The organism is Bacillus sp. VT 712, assembly GCF_001614195.1.
In the GTDB taxonomy this organism is placed as follows: domain Bacteria; phylum Bacillota; class Bacilli; order Bacillales; family Bacillaceae_H; genus Priestia; species Priestia flexa.
The window spans coordinates 59,964-82,029 of sequence record NZ_LWBK01000002.1 but is presented as its reverse complement, the minus strand read 5'-3'; the positions used below and the strand labels follow the sequence as shown (position 1 = coordinate 82,029).

At 38.6% G+C, this 22,066-nt stretch carries 19 protein-coding genes and 2 pseudogenes; all 21 read left to right on the top strand.

Going from position 1 to position 22,066, the window contains the following annotated elements:
- Positions 1 to 36 precede the first annotated feature (36 nt).
- Positions 37 to 468: a chemotaxis protein CheW gene (locus A2U94_RS01105; RefSeq protein ID WP_025908965.1), complete on the top strand. Its 432-nt coding sequence runs from the start codon at positions 37 to 39 to the stop codon at positions 466 to 468.
- Positions 455 to 1,114: a chemotaxis protein CheC gene (locus A2U94_RS01100; protein WP_025908964.1), complete on the top strand. Its 660-nt coding sequence runs from the start codon at positions 455 to 457 to the stop codon at positions 1,112 to 1,114. The genes A2U94_RS01105 and A2U94_RS01100 overlap by 14 nt, the downstream gene beginning before the upstream one ends.
- Complete coding sequence (locus tag A2U94_RS01095; protein WP_025908963.1) at positions 1,107 to 1,595, top strand: chemotaxis protein CheD; 489 nt, start codon at positions 1,107 to 1,109, stop codon at positions 1,593 to 1,595. The genes A2U94_RS01100 and A2U94_RS01095 overlap by 8 nt, the downstream gene beginning before the upstream one ends.
- Positions 1,596 to 1,650: 55 nt before the next feature.
- Positions 1,651 to 2,415 (top strand): FliA/WhiG family RNA polymerase sigma factor, encoded by a 765-nt coding sequence (locus A2U94_RS01090; protein WP_025908962.1) that lies wholly within the window; start codon positions 1,651 to 1,653, stop codon positions 2,413 to 2,415.
- A 17-nt stretch (positions 2,416 to 2,432) separates the two neighbouring features.
- Positions 2,433 to 2,972: a hypothetical protein gene (locus A2U94_RS01085; RefSeq protein ID WP_025908961.1), complete on the top strand. Its 540-nt coding sequence runs from the start codon at positions 2,433 to 2,435 to the stop codon at positions 2,970 to 2,972.
- Between the two features lie 158 nt (positions 2,973 to 3,130).
- Entirely contained in the window at positions 3,131 to 3,850 is a 720-nt protein-coding gene (rpsB, locus tag A2U94_RS01080; protein ID WP_025908960.1) for a 30S ribosomal protein S2, read from the top strand.
- A gap of 103 nt (positions 3,851 to 3,953) precedes the next feature.
- Positions 3,954 to 4,835 carry a translation elongation factor Ts gene (gene tsf, locus A2U94_RS01075; protein WP_025908959.1) on the top strand — a complete coding sequence of 294 codons (882 nt, stop codon included), beginning with the start codon at positions 3,954 to 3,956 and terminating at the stop codon, positions 4,833 to 4,835.
- Positions 4,836 to 4,913: 78 nt separating this feature from the next.
- Complete coding sequence (gene pyrH / locus A2U94_RS01070) at positions 4,914 to 5,636, top strand: UMP kinase (RefSeq protein WP_025908958.1); 723 nt, start codon at positions 4,914 to 4,916, stop codon at positions 5,634 to 5,636.
- Between the two features lie 2 nt (positions 5,637 to 5,638).
- Positions 5,639 to 6,196, top strand: a complete 558-nt coding sequence (frr, locus tag A2U94_RS01065) for a ribosome recycling factor (protein WP_025908957.1) — start codon at positions 5,639 to 5,641, stop codon at positions 6,194 to 6,196.
- Positions 6,197 to 6,335: 139 nt separating this feature from the next.
- On the top strand, positions 6,336 to 7,118 hold the full coding sequence (gene uppS, locus A2U94_RS01060) for an undecaprenyl pyrophosphate synthase (protein ID WP_025908956.1): 783 nt from the start codon (positions 6,336 to 6,338) through the stop codon (positions 7,116 to 7,118).
- Between the two features lie 17 nt (positions 7,119 to 7,135).
- Positions 7,136 to 7,927, top strand: coding sequence for a phosphatidate cytidylyltransferase (locus A2U94_RS01055; RefSeq protein ID WP_025908955.1), 792 nt, complete (start codon positions 7,136 to 7,138; stop codon positions 7,925 to 7,927).
- Positions 7,928 to 8,004: 77 nt separating this feature from the next.
- The gene (gene dxr / locus A2U94_RS01050) at positions 8,005 to 9,156 is read left to right on the top strand and encodes a 1-deoxy-D-xylulose-5-phosphate reductoisomerase (protein ID WP_025908954.1); all 1,152 of its coding nucleotides are present in this window, start codon (positions 8,005 to 8,007) and stop codon (positions 9,154 to 9,156) included.
- 76 nt (positions 9,157 to 9,232) lie between these two features.
- Positions 9,233 to 10,492, top strand: coding sequence for an RIP metalloprotease RseP (gene rseP / locus A2U94_RS01045; protein WP_025908953.1), 1,260 nt, complete (start codon positions 9,233 to 9,235; stop codon positions 10,490 to 10,492).
- Positions 10,493 to 10,609: 117 nt separating this feature from the next.
- Positions 10,610 to 12,310: a proline--tRNA ligase gene (locus A2U94_RS01040; protein ID WP_062686202.1), complete on the top strand. Its 1,701-nt coding sequence runs from the start codon at positions 10,610 to 10,612 to the stop codon at positions 12,308 to 12,310.
- A gap of 154 nt (positions 12,311 to 12,464) precedes the next feature.
- Positions 12,465 to 15,377, top strand: a pseudogene (locus A2U94_RS01035) (PolC-type DNA polymerase III); the annotation flags it as partial.
- A gap of 726 nt (positions 15,378 to 16,103) precedes the next feature.
- Positions 16,104 to 17,927, top strand: a complete 1,824-nt coding sequence (ltrA, locus tag A2U94_RS01030) for a group II intron reverse transcriptase/maturase (RefSeq protein ID WP_062954392.1) — start codon at positions 16,104 to 16,106, stop codon at positions 17,925 to 17,927.
- A gap of 112 nt (positions 17,928 to 18,039) precedes the next feature.
- A pseudogene (locus tag A2U94_RS01025) lies at positions 18,040 to 19,443 on the top strand (PolC-type DNA polymerase III); the annotation flags it as partial.
- 393 nt (positions 19,444 to 19,836) lie between these two features.
- Complete coding sequence (rimP, locus tag A2U94_RS01020) at positions 19,837 to 20,307, top strand: ribosome maturation factor RimP (protein ID WP_025908947.1); 471 nt, start codon at positions 19,837 to 19,839, stop codon at positions 20,305 to 20,307.
- Between the two features lie 41 nt (positions 20,308 to 20,348).
- Complete coding sequence (nusA, locus tag A2U94_RS01015) at positions 20,349 to 21,464, top strand: transcription termination factor NusA (protein WP_025908946.1); 1,116 nt, start codon at positions 20,349 to 20,351, stop codon at positions 21,462 to 21,464.
- 12 nt (positions 21,465 to 21,476) lie between these two features.
- The gene (rnpM, locus tag A2U94_RS01010; protein WP_025908945.1) at positions 21,477 to 21,752 is read left to right on the top strand and encodes an RNase P modulator RnpM; all 276 of its coding nucleotides are present in this window, start codon (positions 21,477 to 21,479) and stop codon (positions 21,750 to 21,752) included.
- Positions 21,749 to 22,057 carry a YlxQ family RNA-binding protein gene (locus A2U94_RS01005; protein WP_078989371.1) on the top strand — a complete coding sequence of 103 codons (309 nt, stop codon included), beginning with the start codon at positions 21,749 to 21,751 and terminating at the stop codon, positions 22,055 to 22,057. The genes rnpM and A2U94_RS01005 overlap by 4 nt, the downstream gene beginning before the upstream one ends.
- Positions 22,058 to 22,066 lie beyond the last annotated feature (9 nt).

Here is a 22,066-nt window from a genome sequence, read left to right as displayed (position 1 = left end):
AAAACAACGTTTTAAACCGTAGTGGAGGAGAGCGAAATGGAGACAAAATTCATTGTATTTCAGCTGGGGAACGAAGAGTATGGAATTGCAGTAGAGCAGGTTAAATCAATTGAGAAAATGCAACATATCACGCGAGTCCCTCGAACAGAAAAATATGTGCGCGGCGTCATCAACCTACGTGGAGTAGTAATTCCAATTCTAGATTTGAGAAAGCAGTTTGGCTTGCAAGAGCAAACTCATACAGATCATACACGAATTATTATTGTCATAATAAACGATATTGAAGTTGGCTTAATCGTAGACGCAGCAAACGATGTGTTAGATATTTATGATGACCATATTGAACCAGCACCTGAAGTCATCGAAGGTATTGAAGCTGATTATATAAGCGGTGTTGTAAAAGTAGAGGAGCGCTTAATAGTACTAGTGAATTTAGGAAAGGTTTTAGGTTTGGATGACCAAGAATAAAACCAACTTAGACAATTTGAAGTTTGACGCAATCCATTTAGATGTTTTGAGAGAAATAGGAAATATTGGAGCTGCTAATTCAGCCACGGCCCTTTCTCATTTGGTAAAAAAAAGAATTGAGATGCAGCTTCCAAGCGTAAAAGTTACTGATATAAACGAAGCGGTTGAAGAAATTGGAGGTCCTGAGCGAGTAGTAGTGCAGCTATTATTACAGATTAAAGGAGATATTCAAGGTAGCTTGTTTTTTCTATTATCAGTAGATGATACGAAGACATTACTAGGCTATTTATTAGATGAACCTTCAATAGAAATTGAAAGTTTGAATTTCCTTGAATCAGAATTAATGCGGTCTACGCTATATGAAATAGGGAATATTTTATGTGGCTCCTATTTAACTGCTCTTGCAGATTTAACAAGCCTTCATATCTACCCTTCATTACCAGCTGTTTGTGTAGATATGCTTGGTGCTACGATGACGAGTGGATTACTGGAAGAAGGGTATCAGATGGAATCGGTTTTAATAATTGAAACAATGTTACAAGAACAAGCGCACTCTTCCGTTATGAAAGGGAATTTCCTCCTTGTTCCAGACAACGATTCTATTCAACCATTATTTCAAGCATTAGGAGTACCATTGCATGGATAAGCATATTGTAAAAGTTGGTATTTCAGATATGAATGTTGTGCAAGGACCTGATTTAATTCGCACAGCAGGATTAGGCTCGTGCGTAGGAGTTGTATTATATGATGACATCTTAAAGGTAGCGGGTCTAGCTCATATTATGCTGCCGGATTCTCGGCATGTGAAAGAGTCATTCAACCGGGCTAAGTATGCAGATACAGCCATTATTGATTTGATTGAAATGCTCGTACATTTAGGTGTAAATAAAAGACACTTATGTGCCAAAATAGCAGGTGGTGCGCAGATGTTTCAATTTACTTCAAATAATGATTTTATGAAAATTGGCGCTCGAAATATTATAGCTGTGGAGCAGGAGTTAAAACAGCATCATATTAGGTTAATATCAAAAGATGTGGGAGGAACAAACGGCAGAACAATTGAATTCGATCCCACAACTTCACGACTAATGGTTCGAACGGTAAACAAAGGTGTGGTTGAAATCTAGCCAGTAAGCTAAAAGGGTAGCTATTTATTGTACGAAAGAAGGGGGAGAAGCCGTCATGACAAGTGTAAATGTAATGGATGAAAAGAAACGGTGGGAAAAATGGTCAAAAGAACGAGATGAAGAGGCTGGTAATTTGCTTGTGAAGCAATATATGCCGCTTGTCAATTACCATGTGCAACGAATTGGAGTGGGTTTACCTCGAAATGTACATAAAGAAGAGTTAAAAAGCCTTGGCTTAATGGGGTTGTATGATGCACTTGAAAAATTTGACCATAAACGTGATTTGAAATTTGATACGTATGCATCGTTCCGTATCAGAGGTGCTATTTTAGACGGATTAAGAAAAGAAGATTGGCTCTCTAGAAGCGCACGTGAAAAAGCCAAAAGAGTGGAGCATACGATTGAAAAACTTGAACAACATTATTTACGAAATGTTACTGTTCAAGAGATTGCTAGTGAAGTAAAGATGACAGAAGAAGAAGTCATTCATGTGATGAATGAAGGTTTTTTCGCTAATGTTTTATCAATTGAAGAACCAATAAAAGAGCATGATGAAGGTGATCACCAATCGTATACAATCCGTGACGAGAGAATGATTACTCCTGAAGACCATCTTTTAAAAGAAGAATACTTTGCGGAACTGGTTCGGGTAATTGAAAAGCTTAATGAGAAAGAGCAGCTTGTCATTTCATTATTTTATAAAGAAGAATTGACGTTTACTGAAATTGGACACGTTTTAGGTTTATCCACATCACGTATTTCACAAATACACTCAAAAGCTTTGTTCAAACTAAGAAATACGTTAAATAAAATGATGTAGGTTAGAGGGATTTTACAATGTATATCTTATTAATGATTAGCTTTGTTTTACATAGTGTGACGCTTCTAGTTATTTGGCGGTTGCGTCAGCAACTGTATTCGGTAAATGCTTTAGAAAAAAAACAGCGTGAAATAATAGAGGAAATGGATAGCACAATGGCGACTTATTTAGCGGAAGTGGATGCTCAAAACGATGCTTTTCTACTAAAGGTGCAGCAAAGAATGAAGCGAATAGAAGCTGAACAGCCAGGTGTGTCTATAACAAAACCACCTTCTGATGAGGAAGGGAAAGAAAAGTTAGATATTGCTTATCAAAAAATAGATTTAAAAAGCGAACCACAAGAGTCTTTTGCAGAACTTCTTCAACAAGAGATGACCGAAGAAGTTGAAAGAAGTGAAAACGAACTGACAAAGGAAGAAGCTAGTAAATTATCTAGAAATGAAGTACAAGAAATTGCGCTTTCTCTGCAAAAAAAAGGTTTAACAATCGAAGAAATTGCGAAAAATCTATATAGAGGGAAAACTGAAATTGAGTTATTATTGAAATTTCAACAATAAACTGCATTTTAGGCTTGCTTGTGAAAAGTGAGTGTGCTATATTTGTTTTTGGTGTTAATACACACGCTCATTGATTTAGTCATTGGTGCTACGCTTTGTAGTTTTGGCTAAAGATGAAATGAGCGGAGGATAATCAAAACCATTAGGAGGAAAAACACATGTCAGTAATTTCAATGAAACAATTACTAGAAGCTGGTGTACATTTCGGTCACCAAACTCGCCGTTGGAACCCAAAAATGAAGAAATATATCTTCACTGAGCGTAACGGTATCTACATTATCGATCTTCAAAAAACAGTTAAGAAAGTAGAAGAAGCTTACCGCTTCGTTAAAGAATTAGCTGCTGATGGCGGTACTATGTTATTCGTAGGTACTAAAAAGCAAGCTCAAGATTCTGTTAAAGAAGAAGCAGCTCGCGCTGGTATGTACTTCGTTAACCAACGTTGGTTAGGTGGTACATTAACAAACTTCTCTACAATCCAAAAACGTATTAAGCGTTTAAAAGACATCGAAAGAATGCAAGAAGACGGTACTTTTGAAGTACTACCTAAGAAAGAAGTAGTTCAACTTAAAAAAGAGTTAGAGCGTCTTGAGAAATTCTTAGGCGGTATCAAAGATATGAAACAACTTCCTGATGCATTATTCATCATCGATCCTCGTAAAGAGCGTATCGCAGTAGCAGAAGCTAAAAAATTACACATCCCAATCGTTGGTATCGTAGATACAAACTGTGATCCAGACGAAATTGATTATGTAATCCCTGCAAACGATGATGCAATTCGTGCTGTGAAACTTTTAACTTCTAAAATCGCTGATGCAATCTTAGAAGCAAAACAAGGTGAAGAAACAGCAGTTGAAACTGAAACAACTACTGCTTAATTCCACGAAAGGTGATAAGAGGGAATAGCCTTTTATCACCTTTTTTTGAAAAGATTTAATTAATTGATATAGAGTACATACCCAAATAAGGAGGCTATTTATTATGGCAATTACAGCTCAAATGGTAAAAGAATTACGTGAAAAAACTGGCGCTGGTATGATGGATTGTAAAAAAGCATTAACTGAAACTGGCGGTGACATGGAAAAAGCAATCGATTTCTTACGTGAAAAAGGTATTGCTAAAGCGGCTAAGAAATCTGATCGTATCGCTGCTGAAGGTTTAACTTACATCGAAACACAAGGTAACGAAGCAGTTATCCTTGAAGTAAACTCTGAAACAGATTTCGTTGCGAAAAACGAAGGTTTCCAGAAGTTAACAAAAGAACTTGCTGCACATATCTTAGCTAACAAACCAGCTAACGTTGAAGAAGCTGTTGCTCAAAAAATGGAAAATGGAGCTACTGTAGAAGAGCACATTAACTCAGCAATCGCTACAATTGGTGAAAAACTTTCTCTACGTCGTTTCGCTGTAGTAAGCAAAACAGATGCTGACGCATTTGGTGCTTACTTACACATGGGTGGACGTATTGGTGTATTAACAGTATTATCTGGTACAACTGATGAGCAAGCTGCAAAAGATGTTGCAATGCACATCGCTGCTATCAACCCTAAATATGTATCTCGTGACGAAGTTTCTGCTGAAGAGACTGAGCGTGAGCGTGAAGTATTAACACAGCAAGCATTAAACGAAGGTAAGCCAGAAAAAATCGTTGCAAAAATGGTTGAAGGTCGCTTAAGCAAATTCTTCGAAGATATCTGCTTATTAGATCAAACATTTGTTAAAAATCCTGATCAAAAAGTTCGTCAATTCGTTGAGAGCAAAGGTGCAACAGTAGAGAGCTTTGTACGCTTTGAAGTAGGAGAAGGTATTGAGAAGCGTCAAGATAACTTTGCTGAAGAAGTAATGAGCCAAGTTAAAAAGTAAGAATGTGATTAAATGGGGAACACTCTGTGTTCCCTTTTTCAAAAAAATGGATCTCACCGTTGACGATGGAGGTTAGGCATGAGTCAAGCAAAATATAATCGTATTGTATTAAAATTAAGTGGCGAAGCATTAGCAGGAGAAGACGGATTTGGTATTAATCCTTCTATCATTAAGTCGGTTGCAGAGCAAGTGAAAGACGTTTATGACTTAGGCGTTGAAGTAGCAGTAGTCGTTGGTGGTGGAAACATTTGGCGTGGTAAAATTGGTAGCGAAATGGGAATGGACCGTGCAGCTGCAGATTACATGGGCATGCTTGCAACTGTTATGAATTCACTAGCACTTCAAGATAGCTTAGAGAACATTGGAGTACAAACTCGCGTTCAAACATCTATCGAAATGAGACAAGTTGCTGAACCATACATAAGAAGAAAAGCGGTTCGTCACCTTGAGAAGAAACGCGTTGTAATCTTTGCAGCAGGTACAGGAAATCCTTACTTCTCTACTGATACGACAGCTGCGTTGCGTGCGGCTGAAATTGAAGCAGATGTAATTCTAATGGCGAAAAATAATGTTGATGGCGTATACAATGCTGATCCGAAACTAGTTCCAGACGCAGTAAAGTATGAAACATTAACATACATTGATGTCTTAAAGGATGGACTAGCTGTAATGGATTCGACTGCTTCTTCTCTATGCATGGATAATGATATTCCGCTAATCGTCTTCTCGATTACGGAAGAAGGAAACATCAAACGTGCCGTAACAGGCGAAAATATTGGAACAATTGTAAGGGGGAAATAATGATGGCAAAACAAGTGTTGCAAGATGCAAAGGAAAGAATGGAAAAAGCACTTCAGTCATATAGTCGTGAATTAGCTTCAATTCGTGCTGGACGTGCGAGTGCTTCATTATTAGACCGCGTGACGGTTGAATATTATGGTGTTCCAACACCAATTAATCAACTTGCACAAGTTAGCGTACCGGAAGCTCGTATGTTGGTAATCCAACCTTATGATAAATCACAGCTTGGTGAAGTGGAAAAAGCAATTATGAAATCTGACCTAGGCCTAACGCCAACAAGCGATGGTTCAATCATCCGTTTATCAATTCCTGCTTTAACAGAAGAGCGTCGTAAAGAGCTTGTTAAAACAGTGAAGAAAGCGTCTGAAGATGCGAAAGTAGCAGTTCGTAATATTCGTCGTGATGCAAACGATGACCTTAAAAAGTTAGAGAAAAACGGTGAAATTACAGAAGATGATCTTCGCGGATATAGTGATGATATTCAAAAGTTAACGGATGACCACATTGCTAAAGTTGATAGCGTGACAAAAGATAAAGAGCAGGAAATTATGGCGGTATAAGTCATTTCAATGTAAAATATATTGTAAAAGACCCTCTATTGTTTACAGGGGGTTTTTTTGTTAATAATGTGTAGTAAGACAAAATATCGAATGACAAAGAACAAAATGTCAATGAGAACATACAACGGGGGACCTTTGCATGTTAAAAAAAATTCAAGCATGGAAAAAAAGTCAAGATCCAGGCACACAGTCTTTTGAGGAACGAAAAGAGCGAGTGAAGAAGCAGGCTGTACCAGAACATATTGCAATTATTATGGATGGTAATGGGCGCTGGGCACAAAAAAGAGCACTTCCTAGAATGATGGGACATCATGAGGGAATGAAAGTCGTTCGACAAATTACAAAAGCAGCAAGTCAATTGGGCGTTAAAGCGCTAACTTTATATGCTTTTTCAACAGAGAACTGGAAACGACCAAAGGTGGAAGTAGAATTCCTTATGAAGTTACCTGAGGAATTTTTAACGACTTTTTTACCGGAGCTGATTGAAGAAAATGTTCAGGTGCGCATTATGGGAGATAAGAGTGAACTACCTTCTCATACATTACGTGCAGTTGATAAGGCAATTGATGAAACAAAAGATAATACAGGCCTTATTTTGAACTTTGCACTTAATTATGGAAGTCGACATGAAATCGTTAAGGCTGTCCAGGCTATTGCGAAGGATGTTGAATCTAACAATTTAAATCCTTCTGAAATTAATGACGAATTGTTTTCTTCGTATTTAATGAGTAAGAGCTTACAAGATCCAGATTTGTTAATTCGAACAAGTGGTGAACTGCGCTTAAGTAACTTTATGCTTTGGCAGTTAGCTTATACTGAATTTTGGTTTACAGATGTATTATGGCCAGATTTTAAAGAAAATCATTTAATTGAAGCAATTGAGGCGTTCCAAAATCGTGGGCGTCGCTTTGGTGGAGTCTAAGAGGGTGTTGAACTAACATGAAACAAAGAATCATTACAGCCATTGTTGCACTAGCGGTGTTTGTTCCTATTGTCATGATTGGTGGCATGCCATTTACTGCTTTAATGTATTTGTTAGCAACAATTGGTGTTGTTGAACTGTTAAATATGAAAAAAATCAAACCATTGTCTTTTCCCAGCATTATCAGTTTCCTACTAACGTGGGTGTTTTTACTACCAAATAGCTCAGATGTTGCATTTCAAATGGTAAGTGAACATAAAGTAGAAGTAGCTCTATTTGCTACGCTGTTATTATTAATGTATACAGTAGTTGTAAAAAATGTATTTACATTTGATGGCGTAGGTTTTCTTTTATTAACGACCATTTACGTAGGGCTAGGCTTTCACTACTTTATTGAAGTTCGTGCAGAGCATGGGTTAACATATTTATTTTTCGCATTTCTTTTAATTTGGGCAACTGATTCTGGCGCTTACTTTATCGGACGAGCAATGGGGAAGAGAAAGCTGTGGCCTGAGATTAGTCCTAATAAAACAATTGAAGGCTTTGTTGGTGGAGTAGTATGTGCATTAGTAGTTGCGGTTATTTTTAAAGTCACGTCGGGCATTGAGCAGTCCATGGGCGCAGTACTTTTAATTGGAATCATCATCTCTTTGTTTGGACAAATGGGAGATTTAGTACAGTCGGCATTTAAACGACATTATGGAGTAAAAGATTCAGGTAAACTCTTACCGGGGCATGGAGGAATACTAGACCGATTTGACAGTCTGCTATTTATTATGCCAATTCTGGCGTTTCTTTTATCTCTCTAGTAGAACCATAATTAAAAATAGCTAAGGCTTGTCTACTCAGTAAAAACATGTCTTTGAAGTAATGGGAGTGAATATATTTGAAGAAACTTTCTTTATTAGGTGCTACAGGTTCGATTGGACTTCAAACAGTTGACGTTGTTCAAGCTCACTGTGATTCTTTTGAACTTGTAGCTATGTCATTTGGTCGAAATGTACAAGAAGCACGCAAGATTATTCAAGTATGTAAGCCATCTCTTGTCTCACTTATGAACAAAGAAGACAGTGAAACACTGCAGGCGGAGTTTCCAAACGTAACGTTCATGTATGGTGAAGAAGGTTTGGTGGCGGTAGCGACACACCCGGAAACGGAAGTAGTAGTGAATGCCGTTGTGGGAAGTGTTGGATTAGTACCAACGCTTGAAGCGATTAAAATGAGAAAAACAATTGCGTTAGCCAATAAGGAAACGTTAGTTACAGCAGGCCATATTGTTATGAGTGCGGCTAAGGAGTATGGAGTGGACATTTTACCAGTAGATAGCGAGCATTCAGCTATTTTTCAAAGCCTTCAAGGGCAAGATGATAAAGCAATCGATCGTTTAATCTTAACAGCTTCTGGCGGTAGCTTCCGAGATAAAACAAGAGAAGAGTTAAAAGGTGTAACCGTTCAAGAAGCGTTAAATCATCCAAATTGGTCGATGGGCGCAAAAATTACAATTGACTCAGCTACTATGATGAATAAAGGACTAGAAGTCATTGAGGCACGCTGGCTTTTTGATATTCCGTATGAACAAATTGATGTATTATTACATAAAGAAAGTATTATTCATTCAATGGTGGAGTTTGCTGATACTAGTGTAATTGCACAGCTTGGAACACCAGATATGCGCGTGCCAATTCAATATGCGTTAACCTATCCAAAACGCTTACCGCTGCAGGGCACAGATCGTTTAAGCTTGGCTGATATTGGACAGCTACACTTTTCGAAAATGGATCAAGACCGCTTTAGATGTTTGCGTTTTGCTTTTGAAGCAGGTAAAGTAGGCGGTACGATGCCAACGGTTTTAAACGCAGCAAATGAATCCGCTGTTCAGGCCTTTTTAGATGGGGCTATTACGTTTTTAGAGATTGAAGATGTGATTGAACGAGCAATGAATGAGCATCAGGTTATAAAAAATCCTTGCTTGTCTACAATAAAAGAAGTAGATTTAGAAACAAGAAAACTTGTAAACCTTTTAGCTCGTACTAATTAAAGTTAGTATGATAACTTAAGAAGGCGTACATTTCTGATTAACGTTTCACCTTATCATAAGAAGGGGGGCATACCCATTGAATACGGTCATTGCGTTTATTATTATCTTTGGTGCTCTTGTCTTTTTCCATGAGTTAGGGCATTTAATTTTTGCGAAACGAGCTGGAATTCTATGCCGTGAATTTGCTATCGGCTTTGGGCCGAAAATTCTTTCGTTCAAACGAGATGAAACAGTCTATACAATTCGCTTATTGCCATTAGGTGGATTCGTACGTATGGCCGGGGAAGATCCGGAAATGATTGATGTGAAACCGGGTCAGGTTATTGGCTTACTGTTTAATAATGATGAAAAGGTAGAAAAAGTCATTATTAATAATAAAGAGCAATATCCAGATGCTAGAGTGATTGAAGTAGAGCATGCAGACTTAGAGCATGAAATGGTTATTAAAGGATATGAATCAGAAGATGAAGAACGATTACACACCTTTAGAGTAGCTGAAGAGTCGTACTTTATTGTTGATGGTGATGAGGTTCAAATCGCACCGTACAGTCGTCAATTTGCTTCCAAAACATTGGGACAACGTGCTATGGCTATCTTTGCAGGTCCTTTAATGAACTTTGTGCTAGCTTTCGTTATTTTTGTGGTGCTAGGGATTTCACAAGGCTATGCAGTTGATAAGCCGGTACTTGGTGAATTAACAAAGGACGGCGCTGCTATTGAAGCGGGCTTGAAACAAGGTGATGAAGTACAAGCAATTGATGGTGCAGCTGTTTCGACATGGCAAGATGTTGTTGAAGTCATCCGTAAGCATCCAGAGCAAGAGATTACGTTCACTGTTAATCGCGGTGATGAAACGCGTGAAATAGAGGTAACACCGGATAGTCGTGAAATGGGAGAAGAAAAAATCGGTTTAATAGGTGTGTATGCACCTGTTGAAAAGTCGGTAATTGGCTCTATCACAAACGGCGCAACTGAAACAGCAACGTGGATGAAAGAAATTGTGACTGGGTTAGGAAAGCTAGTGACAGGACAGTTTTCACTTGATATGCTTTCAGGTCCTGTTGGTATTTATGCAGCTACTGACCAAGTGGCACAGTCAGGTATTTACTACCTAATGAAGTGGGCGGCTGTTTTAAGCATCAACTTAGGAATCGTGAATCTATTACCTATTCCGGCTTTAGATGGTGGACGTCTCGTGTTCTTTGCAGTTGAAGCAGTACGGGGTAAGCCGATTGATCGTCAAAAAGAAGGTGTAGTTCACTTTATTGGATTTGCGTTACTTATGCTATTAATGCTTGTAGTAACGTGGAATGACATTCAAAGTTTCTTTTTATAAAAACAAATAGGGAATACGTGATGAACAAAGGTAAGCCCCTGTAAATAGGGGCTTACTGTGGTTGTAAAAGCGTGATAAACTATGAAAATAGAGAAGTGAGTAAAGAGGTGCAAGGTTATGAGACAAAGTGCAACATTAATTCCTACATTAAGAGAAGTACCTGCTGATGCAGAAGTAAAAAGTCATCAGCTTTTAGTGAGATCAGGCTTTATTCGCCAAAATGCTAGTGGTGTATACAGCTTCTTACCTTTAGGTAAAAAAGTGCTTCAAAAGGTTGAAGAAATTGTAAGACAAGAAATGGAGCGTGCTGGCTCAGTTGAATTGCTAATGCCTGCACTTCAACAAGCAGAGTTGTGGAAAGAGTCTGGCCGTTGGTATTCATATGGACCAGAATTAATGCGTATGAACGATCGCCATAGCCGTGAATTCGCTTTAGGCGCAACGCATGAAGAAGTTATTACAAGCTTGCTTCGTGATGAAGTAAAATCATACAAAAGATTACCTTTAAACCTATATCAAATCCAAACAAAGTTTCGTGATGAAAAACGTCCGCGTTTTGGACTATTACGTGGTCGTGAGTTTGTGATGAAAGATGCTTATTCTTTCCATGCTTCACAAGAAAGCTTAGATGAAGTGTATGATAAGATGTACGAAGCATACAGCCGCATTTTTGAGCGTTGCGGATTAAACTTCCGCGCAGTTATTGCAGATTCAGGGGCAATGGGTGGAAAAGATACGCATGAGTTTATGGTGCTATCTGAAATCGGTGAAGATACAATTGCTTATTCAGATACATCTTCTTATGCTGCAAATATTGAAATGGCTCCAGTCGTAACGCAGTATAAGAAATCAAACGAAGCACCTGTTGAACTTGAAAAAGTAAATACGCCTGATGCGCGCACAATTGAAGAAGTTGCATCGTTTTTAAATGTCGAAGCATCATCATGCATTAAGTCGCTGCTATTTAAGGTAGATGATCGCTTTGTGTTGGTCTTAGCTCGTGGAGATCATGAGATTAATGATATCAAAGTAAAAAATTATTTTGAAGCAACAGTTGTTGAGCTTGCAACGCCAGAGGAAGCAAAAGAAGTGATGGCAGCTCAAATTGGTTCACTTGGTCCTATTCAAGTAAGCGAGAAGATTGAAGTAGTCGCAGATCATGCAGTAAAAGCTGTTGTAAATGGCGTATGCGGAGCAAACGAAGATGGTGTTCACTACCAAGGCGTGAATCCAGAGAGAGATTTTACAGCAACATATGAAGACTTCCGCTTTATTCAAGAGGGAGACGCTTCTCCAGATGGACAAGGTATTATTAAGTTTGCTAAAGGAATCGAAGTGGGTCACGTATTTAAATTAGGTACGCGCTATAGCGAAGCAATGGGCGCAACATACCTAGATGAAAATGGCCGTTCTCAGCCAATGATTATGGGCTGTTACGGAATTGGTGTATCGCGTACATTAGCAGCGATTGCTGAGCAGTTTAATGACGAGAAAGGTTTTGTGTGGCCTCAAGCTGTTGCGCCTTATCATGTCCATGTTATCACGGTAAATGTGAAAAATGATGAGCAGCGCAAGCTTGGTGAAACGTTATATAACCAGCTATTAGATCGTCGTGTAGAAGTGCTGCTTGATGATCGACAAGAACGTGTAGGAGTTAAATTCGCAGATTCAGATCTAATTGGAATTCCAGTGCGCGTTACGGTTGGTAAACGTGCCTCAGAAGGAATTGTAGAAGTGAAAATGCGTCAAACAGGGGAATCATTTGAAGTCCATGTTGATGAAGTAGAATCAAAAATTATGGAAATGTTAGCTAAGTAATTTACGCTAATTTTAAAATCGCTCAATGCAAATATGACAAGTTTCGTATTTGCAGTTGAGCGATTTTCGTTTGATTTTATAAGCATTGCATCAACAGCCGATGCTAGGTTTATGTTAAAATGAAGTGCATTATTTTTTAAAGGAGGCAGAAGTTTTGGGAGAACAAACGCTAGGAAAAAAAGAGCGTTTTAAGCTACTGCTGCAGCAGTTAGAGTTAACGAGTGACCAAGTTGTTCCTTATTTTGACCAAGCCTCAATTGAGAAGGTAGTCATTAATAAAGAACAAAAAAAATGGCACTTTTACTTTCAATTTCAACGAGTGCTTCCGTTTAATGTGTATGAGCTTTTTCAAACACGTATTCGGTCAGCTTTCTCACATATAGCAAACGTCTCTTTTTCTATTACAGCAGAGACGAAAGAATGTACACAGGACGACATTCAAAGCTACTGGCAACATTGTATCAGTGAACTTCAAGGTATTTCGCCTTTACTTATGTCGCTTTTACAAGGACAAAGGCCAACGCTAAATGGTGTAAAGCTAGTATTAAATGCAAGACATGAGGCGGAAGGAACGGCTCTGCGAAAAAAATATGGTCAGCTAATTGCCGACCAGTATTCGTCCTATGGTTTTCCACAGATGCAGCTGGTAACAGAGGTTGTGCATTCTGAGGAAGCTTTTCAACAGTTTGTTGAGCAGCGCAAGCAGGAAGATACAGAAAAAGTGCTTCAGGCCATTACTGAAATGCAGAATAAAGAAAACGATAAAAGTGATGGGCCAGATTTACCAAAAGGTCCGCTTACAATCGGTTATACAATTAAAGATGAAGTGGTCTCACTTGATACCATTGTTGATGAAGAGAAGAGAATTGCTGTACAAGGCTATGTATTTGATGCTGAAACAAGAGAGCTTCGAAGCGGCCGTACGCTATTAATCTTTAAAATTACAGACTATACAAATTCCATTATGATTAAGATGTTCTCACGCGATAAAGAAGATATTCCACTGCTTCAAGCAATTAAAAAAGGCATGTGGGTGAAAGTACGAGGCAGTGTACAAAATGATACGTTTGTACGCGATCTTGTTATGATTGGAAACGATGTGAATGAAATTTCACCAATTACAAGACAGGATAAAGCTTCTGATGACGAAAAGCGTGTTGAGCTTCATCTCCATACACCGATGAGTCAAATGGACGCTGTAACATCGGTGAGCACATTGGTTGGTCAAGCTAAAAAGTGGGGACATAAAGCCATTGCCGTAACGGACCATGCTGTAGCACAGTCTTTCCCTGAAGCATACGGTGCGGGAAAGAAAAACGGGATTAAAATTTTATATGGTGTCGAAGCAAATCTCGTGGATGACGGTGTGCCGATTGCATATAATCCTCAAGATGTTTCGCTTCCAGATGCCACGTATATCGTATTTGACGTAGAAACAACTGGTTTATCAGCCGTGTATGACACGGTCATTGAGCTGGCTGCTGTTAAAATGAAAGAGGGAGAAATCATTGATAAGTTTGAAAGCTTTGCTAACCCGCATCACCCTCTTTCAGCTACGACAATTGAGTTAACGGGTATTACGGATGACATGGTACAAGATGCGCCAGATGCTTCAGAGGTCTTAAAGAAGTTCAGCGATTGGATTGGAAATGACATTTTAGTTGCACATAACGCGAGCTTTGATATGGGCTTTTTAAATGCAGGATTACAGCGAGCTGGATTTGAAAAAGTACAAAATGGTGTGATTGATACCTTAGAGCTAGCAAGGTTTTTATATCCACATATGAAAAATCATCGTTTGAACACGTTAGCGAAAAAGTTTGATGTAGAGCTAGTCCAGCATCACCGTGCGATTTATGATGCTGAAACAACTGGTTATTTACTAGTCAAAATGTTAAAAGATGCGTTTGAACGTGATATCTTAAATCATAATCAGCTTAACGATTATATGGGAGAAGGGAATGCTTACCAGCGCGCACGCCCGTATCATGTAACGATGTTGGCTCAAAATGAAACAGGCTTAAAAAACTTGTTTAAGCTCATTTCAATTTCTCATTTAAACTATTTCTATCGTGTACCGCGTATCCCGCGTTCCAAACTTCAAAAGTTTCGAGAAGGGATTTTAATCGGGACTGCTTGCGACCGCGGTGAAGTATTCGAAGGAATGATGCAAAAAGGTATCGATGAAGTGCAAGAAGCGGCAGAATTCTATGATTACATTGAAGTACAGCCGCCTGAAAACTACAAGCACCTCATCGAACTAGAGCTGGTGCGAGATGAGCGAGCGTTAAAAGACATTATTAACAATATTGTGAAGCTCGGTGAAAAGTTAGAGAAGCCTGTAGTTGCTACTGGAAACGTTCATTATCTGAATCCAGAAGATAAAATATATCGAAAAATATTAATTAGTTCACAGGGTGGCGCTAATCCGCTTAATCGTCATCAGCTACCGGACGTTCATTTCCGCACAACAGATGAAATGTTGGAGTGCTTCTCATTTTTAGGTGCTGATAAAGCCAAGGAAATTGTCGTAGCCAATACGCAAAAAGTTGCTGATATGATTGAAGAAGTTAAGCCGATTAAAGACGACTTATATACGCCGAAAATTGAAGGTGCCGATGAAGAAATGAGGGCGATGAGCTATGCGATGGCTAGAAGCATCTATGGAGACGATTTGCCTGAAGTTGTTGAAGCAAGGTTGGAAAAAGAGTTAAAAAGTATCATTGGTCACGGCTTCGCGGTTATTTATCTAATTTCTCATAAGCTTGTAAAGAAATCGCTAGATGACGGCTATCTCGTTGGGTCGCGTGGTTCTGTCGGATCTTCATTTGTAGCGACGATGACGGAAATTACCGAAGTAAATCCACTGCCGCCGCACTATGTTTGCCCTTCATGTAAGCATTCGGAGTTTTTTGATGACGGTTCGGTAGGTTCTGGATTTGACCTCCCTGATAAAAGTTGCGTCGAATGTGGCACTCCGTATAAAAAAGACGGACATGACATTCCGTTTGAAACGTTCCTTGGTTTCAAAGGAGATAAAGTACCGGATATCGATTTGAGTGCGTCACGTTGCTAATTGAAAAGATTAGCCACTAGCTATAATGCTAGGAGAACTACTATTTCGAAGTGTGGAATGATGGGGTAACGCCCTGAAACACACTCACTGAAGCTGCGGCAGGCATAAGAAGTAATGCAAAAACAACTTTTGTCTGAAGCCCGCTAAAGTAGGCTGAAGGTCACCCTAACAGTACGGCTGAGGAAAGGGAGCTATAAAGCTTCTGTGAACGATAGGTCTGGTGTCTATAAAATCTATATGGTTAGAATCAGTAGAATAACTGGGACGAACCCTCGATTGACTTCTCGTGAATGTCACATATCAGAAATGATATGGGTTCCTAATAGGAATTTTGAGTGTGGATGAGTAAACGTTTGGTTATGAAAGTCCATACTGTGTTACAGGCACAGTCAAGCTCAACGGGATTTAGGGGGAACCTAAGTAGATTATGTAAAGATAGAAATAGTGGAACGTGAGAAGCTTCCAACACATCAGAAGGTTGCACTTCGTTAAAAGTGTTTCTATGGAAAAGTAACAGCTATAACATAGATTTATGGAAGTGGCAGTGATGCCGTAGTACCGCTTACAAGATTGCCTATGATGACTGAATAACCAATAAGTCGGAGGATAAAACACTCTTGAGGGAAGGGCATTAGTCGTTAACGTCGAAACAAACCTACAAAAGTCAGGTTCTAGTAAGACTTAAAGAAACGAAAACTTTCGAGAGGAAGTGATTAGTTGACTGACTTAATGATACAAAAGTTGAGAAATAACGAATACTTTGGTATGCAAGACCGGTTGGATAATCTTTATGAAGAAAGCGCAAATGGTAGATACTTTAAAAACCTTTATGATTTTATTGTATCGGAAGAGAACATTAGATTAGCATATCGAAATATCAAAAGTAATACTGGAAGCAAAACAAAAGGCACAAATGGACATACCATTAAACATTTACAAAGAATGGATATTAACAAGCTTGTTGCAATAACAAGAAAAAGACTTAAATACTACGAACCACATTCTGTTAAAAGGGTATTGATACCTAAACCTAATGGCGATAAGAGACCACTTGGAATTCCCACAATAGAGGACAGATTAATTCAACAGATGTTTTTGCAAATTCTTGAACCTATTGTGGAAGCAAAGTTTAACTCAAATAGTTTTGGGTTTAGACCGAAAAGAAGTACCCACGACGCTTTGGCTAGATGTTATCATCTAGTAAATCACAGCTTCAATCATTATGTGGTTGATGTAGATATAAAAGGATTTTTCGATAATGTTAATCACACCAAGCTTCTCAAACAACTATGGACCATCGGGATACGGGACAAAAAAGTATTATCAATTATTAAGAAAATGCTGAAAGCCGAAGTCAAAGGAATTGGAGTACCAGAGAAAGGCACGCCACAAGGCGGGATATTATCACCACTACTCGCAAATGTTGTATTAAACGAGTTAGATTGGTGGATATCAAACCAATGGGAAACAAAACCTACGAAAATATCTTATAAATTAAAACGAAACAAAACAGATGCTCTTAAAAAGACGAAACTCAAACCGATGTACCTAGTAAGATATGCGGATGACTTTAAAATCTTTACGAATTCATACAATAATGCCAAGAAAATCAAAATAGCCGTCGAAAAATGGTTACAAGAAAGACTTGGCTTAGAGACAAGCAAAGAGAAAAGCAAAATCACAAATATCCGAAAAAATGGTACAGACTTCTTGGGAGTACGGTTCAGAGCCGTTAAAAAGGGAACTGGAAAAACAGGATATATAGTAAACTCAAAAATGTGTCCTAAATCTAAAAATAAGGTAGAAGAAGTAATTAGGCATAAGTTAGTAAAGATAAGAAAAAGTCCTACACCAGAAAAGATTATGATGTACAACGCCAATATCCTTGGAATGCAGAACTATTACAAAATAGCTACAAGAGTATCCCAAGACTTTAATGATATAAGGCATAGAGTACACAAAAATATTAAATCACTTTTATACAGAAATATTTTTAATTTTACTCAAGAGAAAAACAAAGTGATTGAAAAATTTTACACTGGTTACCGATGTCCTAGATTTAAAAGTAATGGCATTTTAGTATATCCGATGGAAGCAGTTAAACACAATATCCGAGGTCAACGCAAGCCAGAATTTACAATCTATAATGCTAAAGACCGAAAAGCCATTCACAAAGAGATTAAAAACGTATCCGTTACTGAAATTGAAATGTTTAGAAAAGGTACTTATAAGTCCAAGAGCGTAAAATACGAAGACAATCGTCTAAGTAAATACGTTGCCCAGAAAGGTTGCTGTGGAATAACGGGTGAAAGATTAACCCCGTTTAACGCAATATGTCACCACAAGAAACCAACTGCCCAAGGTGGAACTGATGACTACGATAATCTAATAATTATCAAAAAAGACTACCATATGTTAATTCATAATAACAATCCAACGACAAATCCAAAGTACAAAGCAATACTTGAAACTTTTGATTTAAAAGCAATTAAAAACCTAAATCAGTTAAGAACGGAAGTAGGAAATCCAAAACTTAGCTGAGTAACTTCGACAATGTTAACGATGGAACGCCGTATGACACTGAAAGGGTCACGTACGGTGTGAGATGGGGGAAAAGCTGGAGATAACTTCAAATGCTTACCTATCATCATACTTCTCTGGTGAATATCAGCCAAGAGCGCATAACTATACAAAAGTGCTGTTTGGAGAAGACAACGTATACCGTGCTGGAACAATCGGTACCGTTGCAGAGAAAACGGCGTATGGATATGTAAAGGGATACGCTGGAGATCATGAATTGCATTTGCGAAATGCGGAAGTTGATCGATTAGTAGCAGGGTGTACAGGAGTAAAACGAACAACAGGTCAGCACCCTGGAGGAATTATCGTTGTACCAGACTATATGGATATCTATGACTTTACACCAATTCAGTTCCCAGCAGATGATCGAAACTCTGAGTGGCGTACAACTCATTTTGACTTCCACTCTATTCATGACAATCTCTTAAAGCTTGATATTCTAGGGCACGATGACCCTACGGTTATTCGTATGCTACAAGACTTAAGTGGAATTGATCCAAAGACCATTCCGACAGATGACCCTGAAGTCATGAAGATCTTTAGCGGAACGGAATCTTTAGGTGTAACAGAAGAGCAGATTATGTGTAAAACAGGAACTCTTGGTATCCCTGAATTCGGTACTCGATTTGTTCGCCAAATGTTGGAGGATACAAAACCATCTACGTTCTCAGAACTTGTTCAAATTTCTGGGCTATCTCACGGAACGGATGTATGGCTAGGAAATGCGCAAGAGTTAATTCGTAATAATATTTGTAACCTAAGTGAAGTAATTGGCTGTCGTGATGATATTATGGTGTATTTAATTTATCAAGGGTTAGAGCCTTCCTTAGCGTTTAAAATTATGGAGTCAGTTCGTAAAGGGAAAGGGTTGACCCCTGAATTCGAAGAAGAAATGATTAAAAACGGCGTGCCAGATTGGTACATTGATTCGTGTAAAAAGATTAAGTACATGTTCCCGAAAGCCCATGCAGCAGCATACGTTTTAATGGCTGTACGTATTGCGTATTTTAAAGTTCATCATGCGCTTTTATATTATGCAGCATATTTCACAGTACGCGCCGATGACTTCGATATTGACACAATGATTAAGGGTTCGACTGCTATTCGGGCGAAAATGGAAGAAATCAATGGTAAGGGACTTGATGCTTCTCCGAAAGAGAAGAACTTATTAACAGTGCTTGAACTTGCGCTTGAAATGTGTGAGCGTGGCTATTCATTCAAAAAAGTTGATTTGTATGAATCGAGTGCAGATGAGTTTATTATTGATGGTACATCGTTAATTCCACCATTTAATTCCATTCCAGGATTGGGTACTAATGCGGCTTTAAATATTGTGAAAGCTCGCAAGGATGGAGAGTTTTTATCAAAAGAAGATCTACAGCAAAGGGGAAAAGTATCAAAGACAATTCTAGAGTATTTAGACAATCACGGTTGCTTAGAAAGCTTGCCAGATCAAAACCAACTTTCACTTTTCTAACATTTGCATAAAATAAGCGGTTATGATATAGTGAATGTGGAAATGCTAAGGATACGGACGAGTAAAGAGTGGGGAAACCCGCTCTTTCTTATTGATATGAACTTACGAACTAGTAAGGAGTATGGGAAACGAATCGGCGGTTAGCATGATTCGTTTTTTCTGTACGTGCATGCTTTTTGACTCGAGACGTTCTAGCATCGAAACTTAAGTACCGGACTGTATCACGGCGATATGAATTGAAAACATTCATTATTATTTTCATCATTCTTACTCATTAGTATATCGTGCGTATGTACCAGCTTCATACTAGGTATTGAAAGGACAGTATCAAATGTGTCCACTCTTTTTTAGATAAGAGACATAGATTTTGTTGTCTCGAAAGGAGGATTAGAAATGGGCAAAAGCGTAAAAGAAACAGTAGAAGAAATGGTTACACCAATTTTAGAAGAAATGAACTTAGAGCTAGTGGAAATAGAGTATGTAAAAGAAGGGCGCGATTGGTTCCTTCGAGTTTTTATTGATTCTGAAACGGGTGTAGATATTGAAGACTGCGGAGCTGTAAGCGAAAAGCTTAGCGAGAAAATGGATGAAGTTGATCCAATCACACATAACTATTTTCTTGAAGTATCCTCTCCAGGTGCTGAGCGACCTTTAAAGAAGGACAAAGACTTTGAACGTTCAATCGGTAAGCATGTATACATAAAAACATATGAGCCAATTGAAGGAGCAAAGGAGTTTGAAGGCGAACTAGTAGCATTTGACGGTACAACAGTAACGTTATCAATTCGCATTAAAACACGTACAAAAACAGTGGAATTACCATATGAAAAAGTTGCGTTTGCTAGGCTGGCAATTGTGTTTTAACGCATTAGCAACTAGTGAATATTAAAGGGGGATTAACCAAAATGAGCAGTGAGTTATTAGATGCCTTGGTAGTTCTTGAAAAAGAAAAAGGCATTAGTAAAGATGTTATTATTGAAGCGATTGAAGCAGCGTTAATTTCTGCTTATAAGCGCAATTTTAATCAAGCGCAAAACGTGCGTGTTGATTTAAATTTAGATCGAGGAACAATGCGCGTATTCGCACGTAAAGACGTTGTAGATGAAGTGTATGATCCACGCTTGGAAATCTCAGTTGAAGAAGCCCAAGGGATTAATCCTAACTTTCAATTAGACGACGTTGTAGAAATTGAAGTAACGCCAAAAGACTTCGGTCGCATTGCTGCACAAACAGCGAAGCAAGTTGTAACACAGCGCGTTCGTGAGGCAGAGCGTGGCGTTATCTATTCTGAGTTTAGCGATCGTGAAGAAGACATCATGACAGGAATTGTTCAGCGTCAAGACTCACGCTTTATCTATGTAAGCCTTGGGAAAATTGAGGCTCTATTGCCACAAAGTGAACAAATGCCCAACGAACAATATAAACCACATGACCGTATTAAAGTGTATATCACAAAAGTGGAAAAAACAACAAAAGGTCCTCAAATTTACGTTTCAAGAACACACCCTGGATTACTTAAGCGTTTATTTGAAAAAGAAGTACCAGAAATTTATGATGGTACAGTTGAATTAAAGTCAGTTGCACGTGAAGCTGGCGATCGTTCTAAAATCTCTGTTCACTCAGAATATGCTGAAGTAGATCCAGTCGGTTCTTGTGTAGGACCAAAAGGTCAACGTGTTCAGGCTGTTGTGAATGAATTAAAAGGTGAGAAAATTGATATCGTTCGCTGGTCAAATGACCCGGTAGAATTTGTGGCAAATGCATTAAGTCCATCAAAAGTATTAGAAGTAATGGTGGATGAAGAGGAAAAAGCAACAACGGTTATCGTGCCAGATTACCAGCTGTCATTAGCAATCGGTAAACGTGGACAAAATGCACGTTTAGCAGCTAAGTTAACAGGATGGAAAATTGACATTAAGAGTCAATCCGAAGCCGAGCAAGAAGGTATTTATATTCAAAAAAGTGATGACATGTTAGTGAGTCAACATGCATTTGATTCAGACGAAGATGACATGGAATAAGAGGTGAGCCAAATGAACAATCGTAAAAAAGTCCCGATGCGAAAATGTGTGGCCACTGGTGAAATGATGCCAAAAAAAGAGCTAGTACGCGTTGTACGCTCTAAAGAAGGTGAAGTTTCGGTTGACTTAACGGGTAAAAAGTCCGGGCGCGGTGCCTATTTAAGTAAAGATAAAGAAGCCATTTTATTAGCAAAAAAGAAAAATGTCTTATCTACTCACTTGAGCGCACCGATTGAAGATGCAGTTTATGATGAATTGTTGACGCTTGTAGAGAAGGAGAAGCAATGACATTGAATAATGAAAAGTGGCTCTCTTTTTTAGGACTTGCAAATCGAGCACGTAAATTAATTTCTGGTGAAGAGCTTGTAATAGGAGAAGTGCGCAAAAAAAAAGCAAAGCTTGTTCTTTTAGCCGGTGATGCATCAGATAACACAACAAAAAAAGTCATCGACAAATGCACGTATTATCAAGTTCCGGTTCGAACCGTTGTGGATCGCTACGTTTTAGGAGAAGCAATCGGTAAAGATGCACGTGTTGTCGTTGCAGTGATGGATAGTGGCTTTGCCAAAAAGCTAATCACGATGCTCGATTAATCTTTTTGG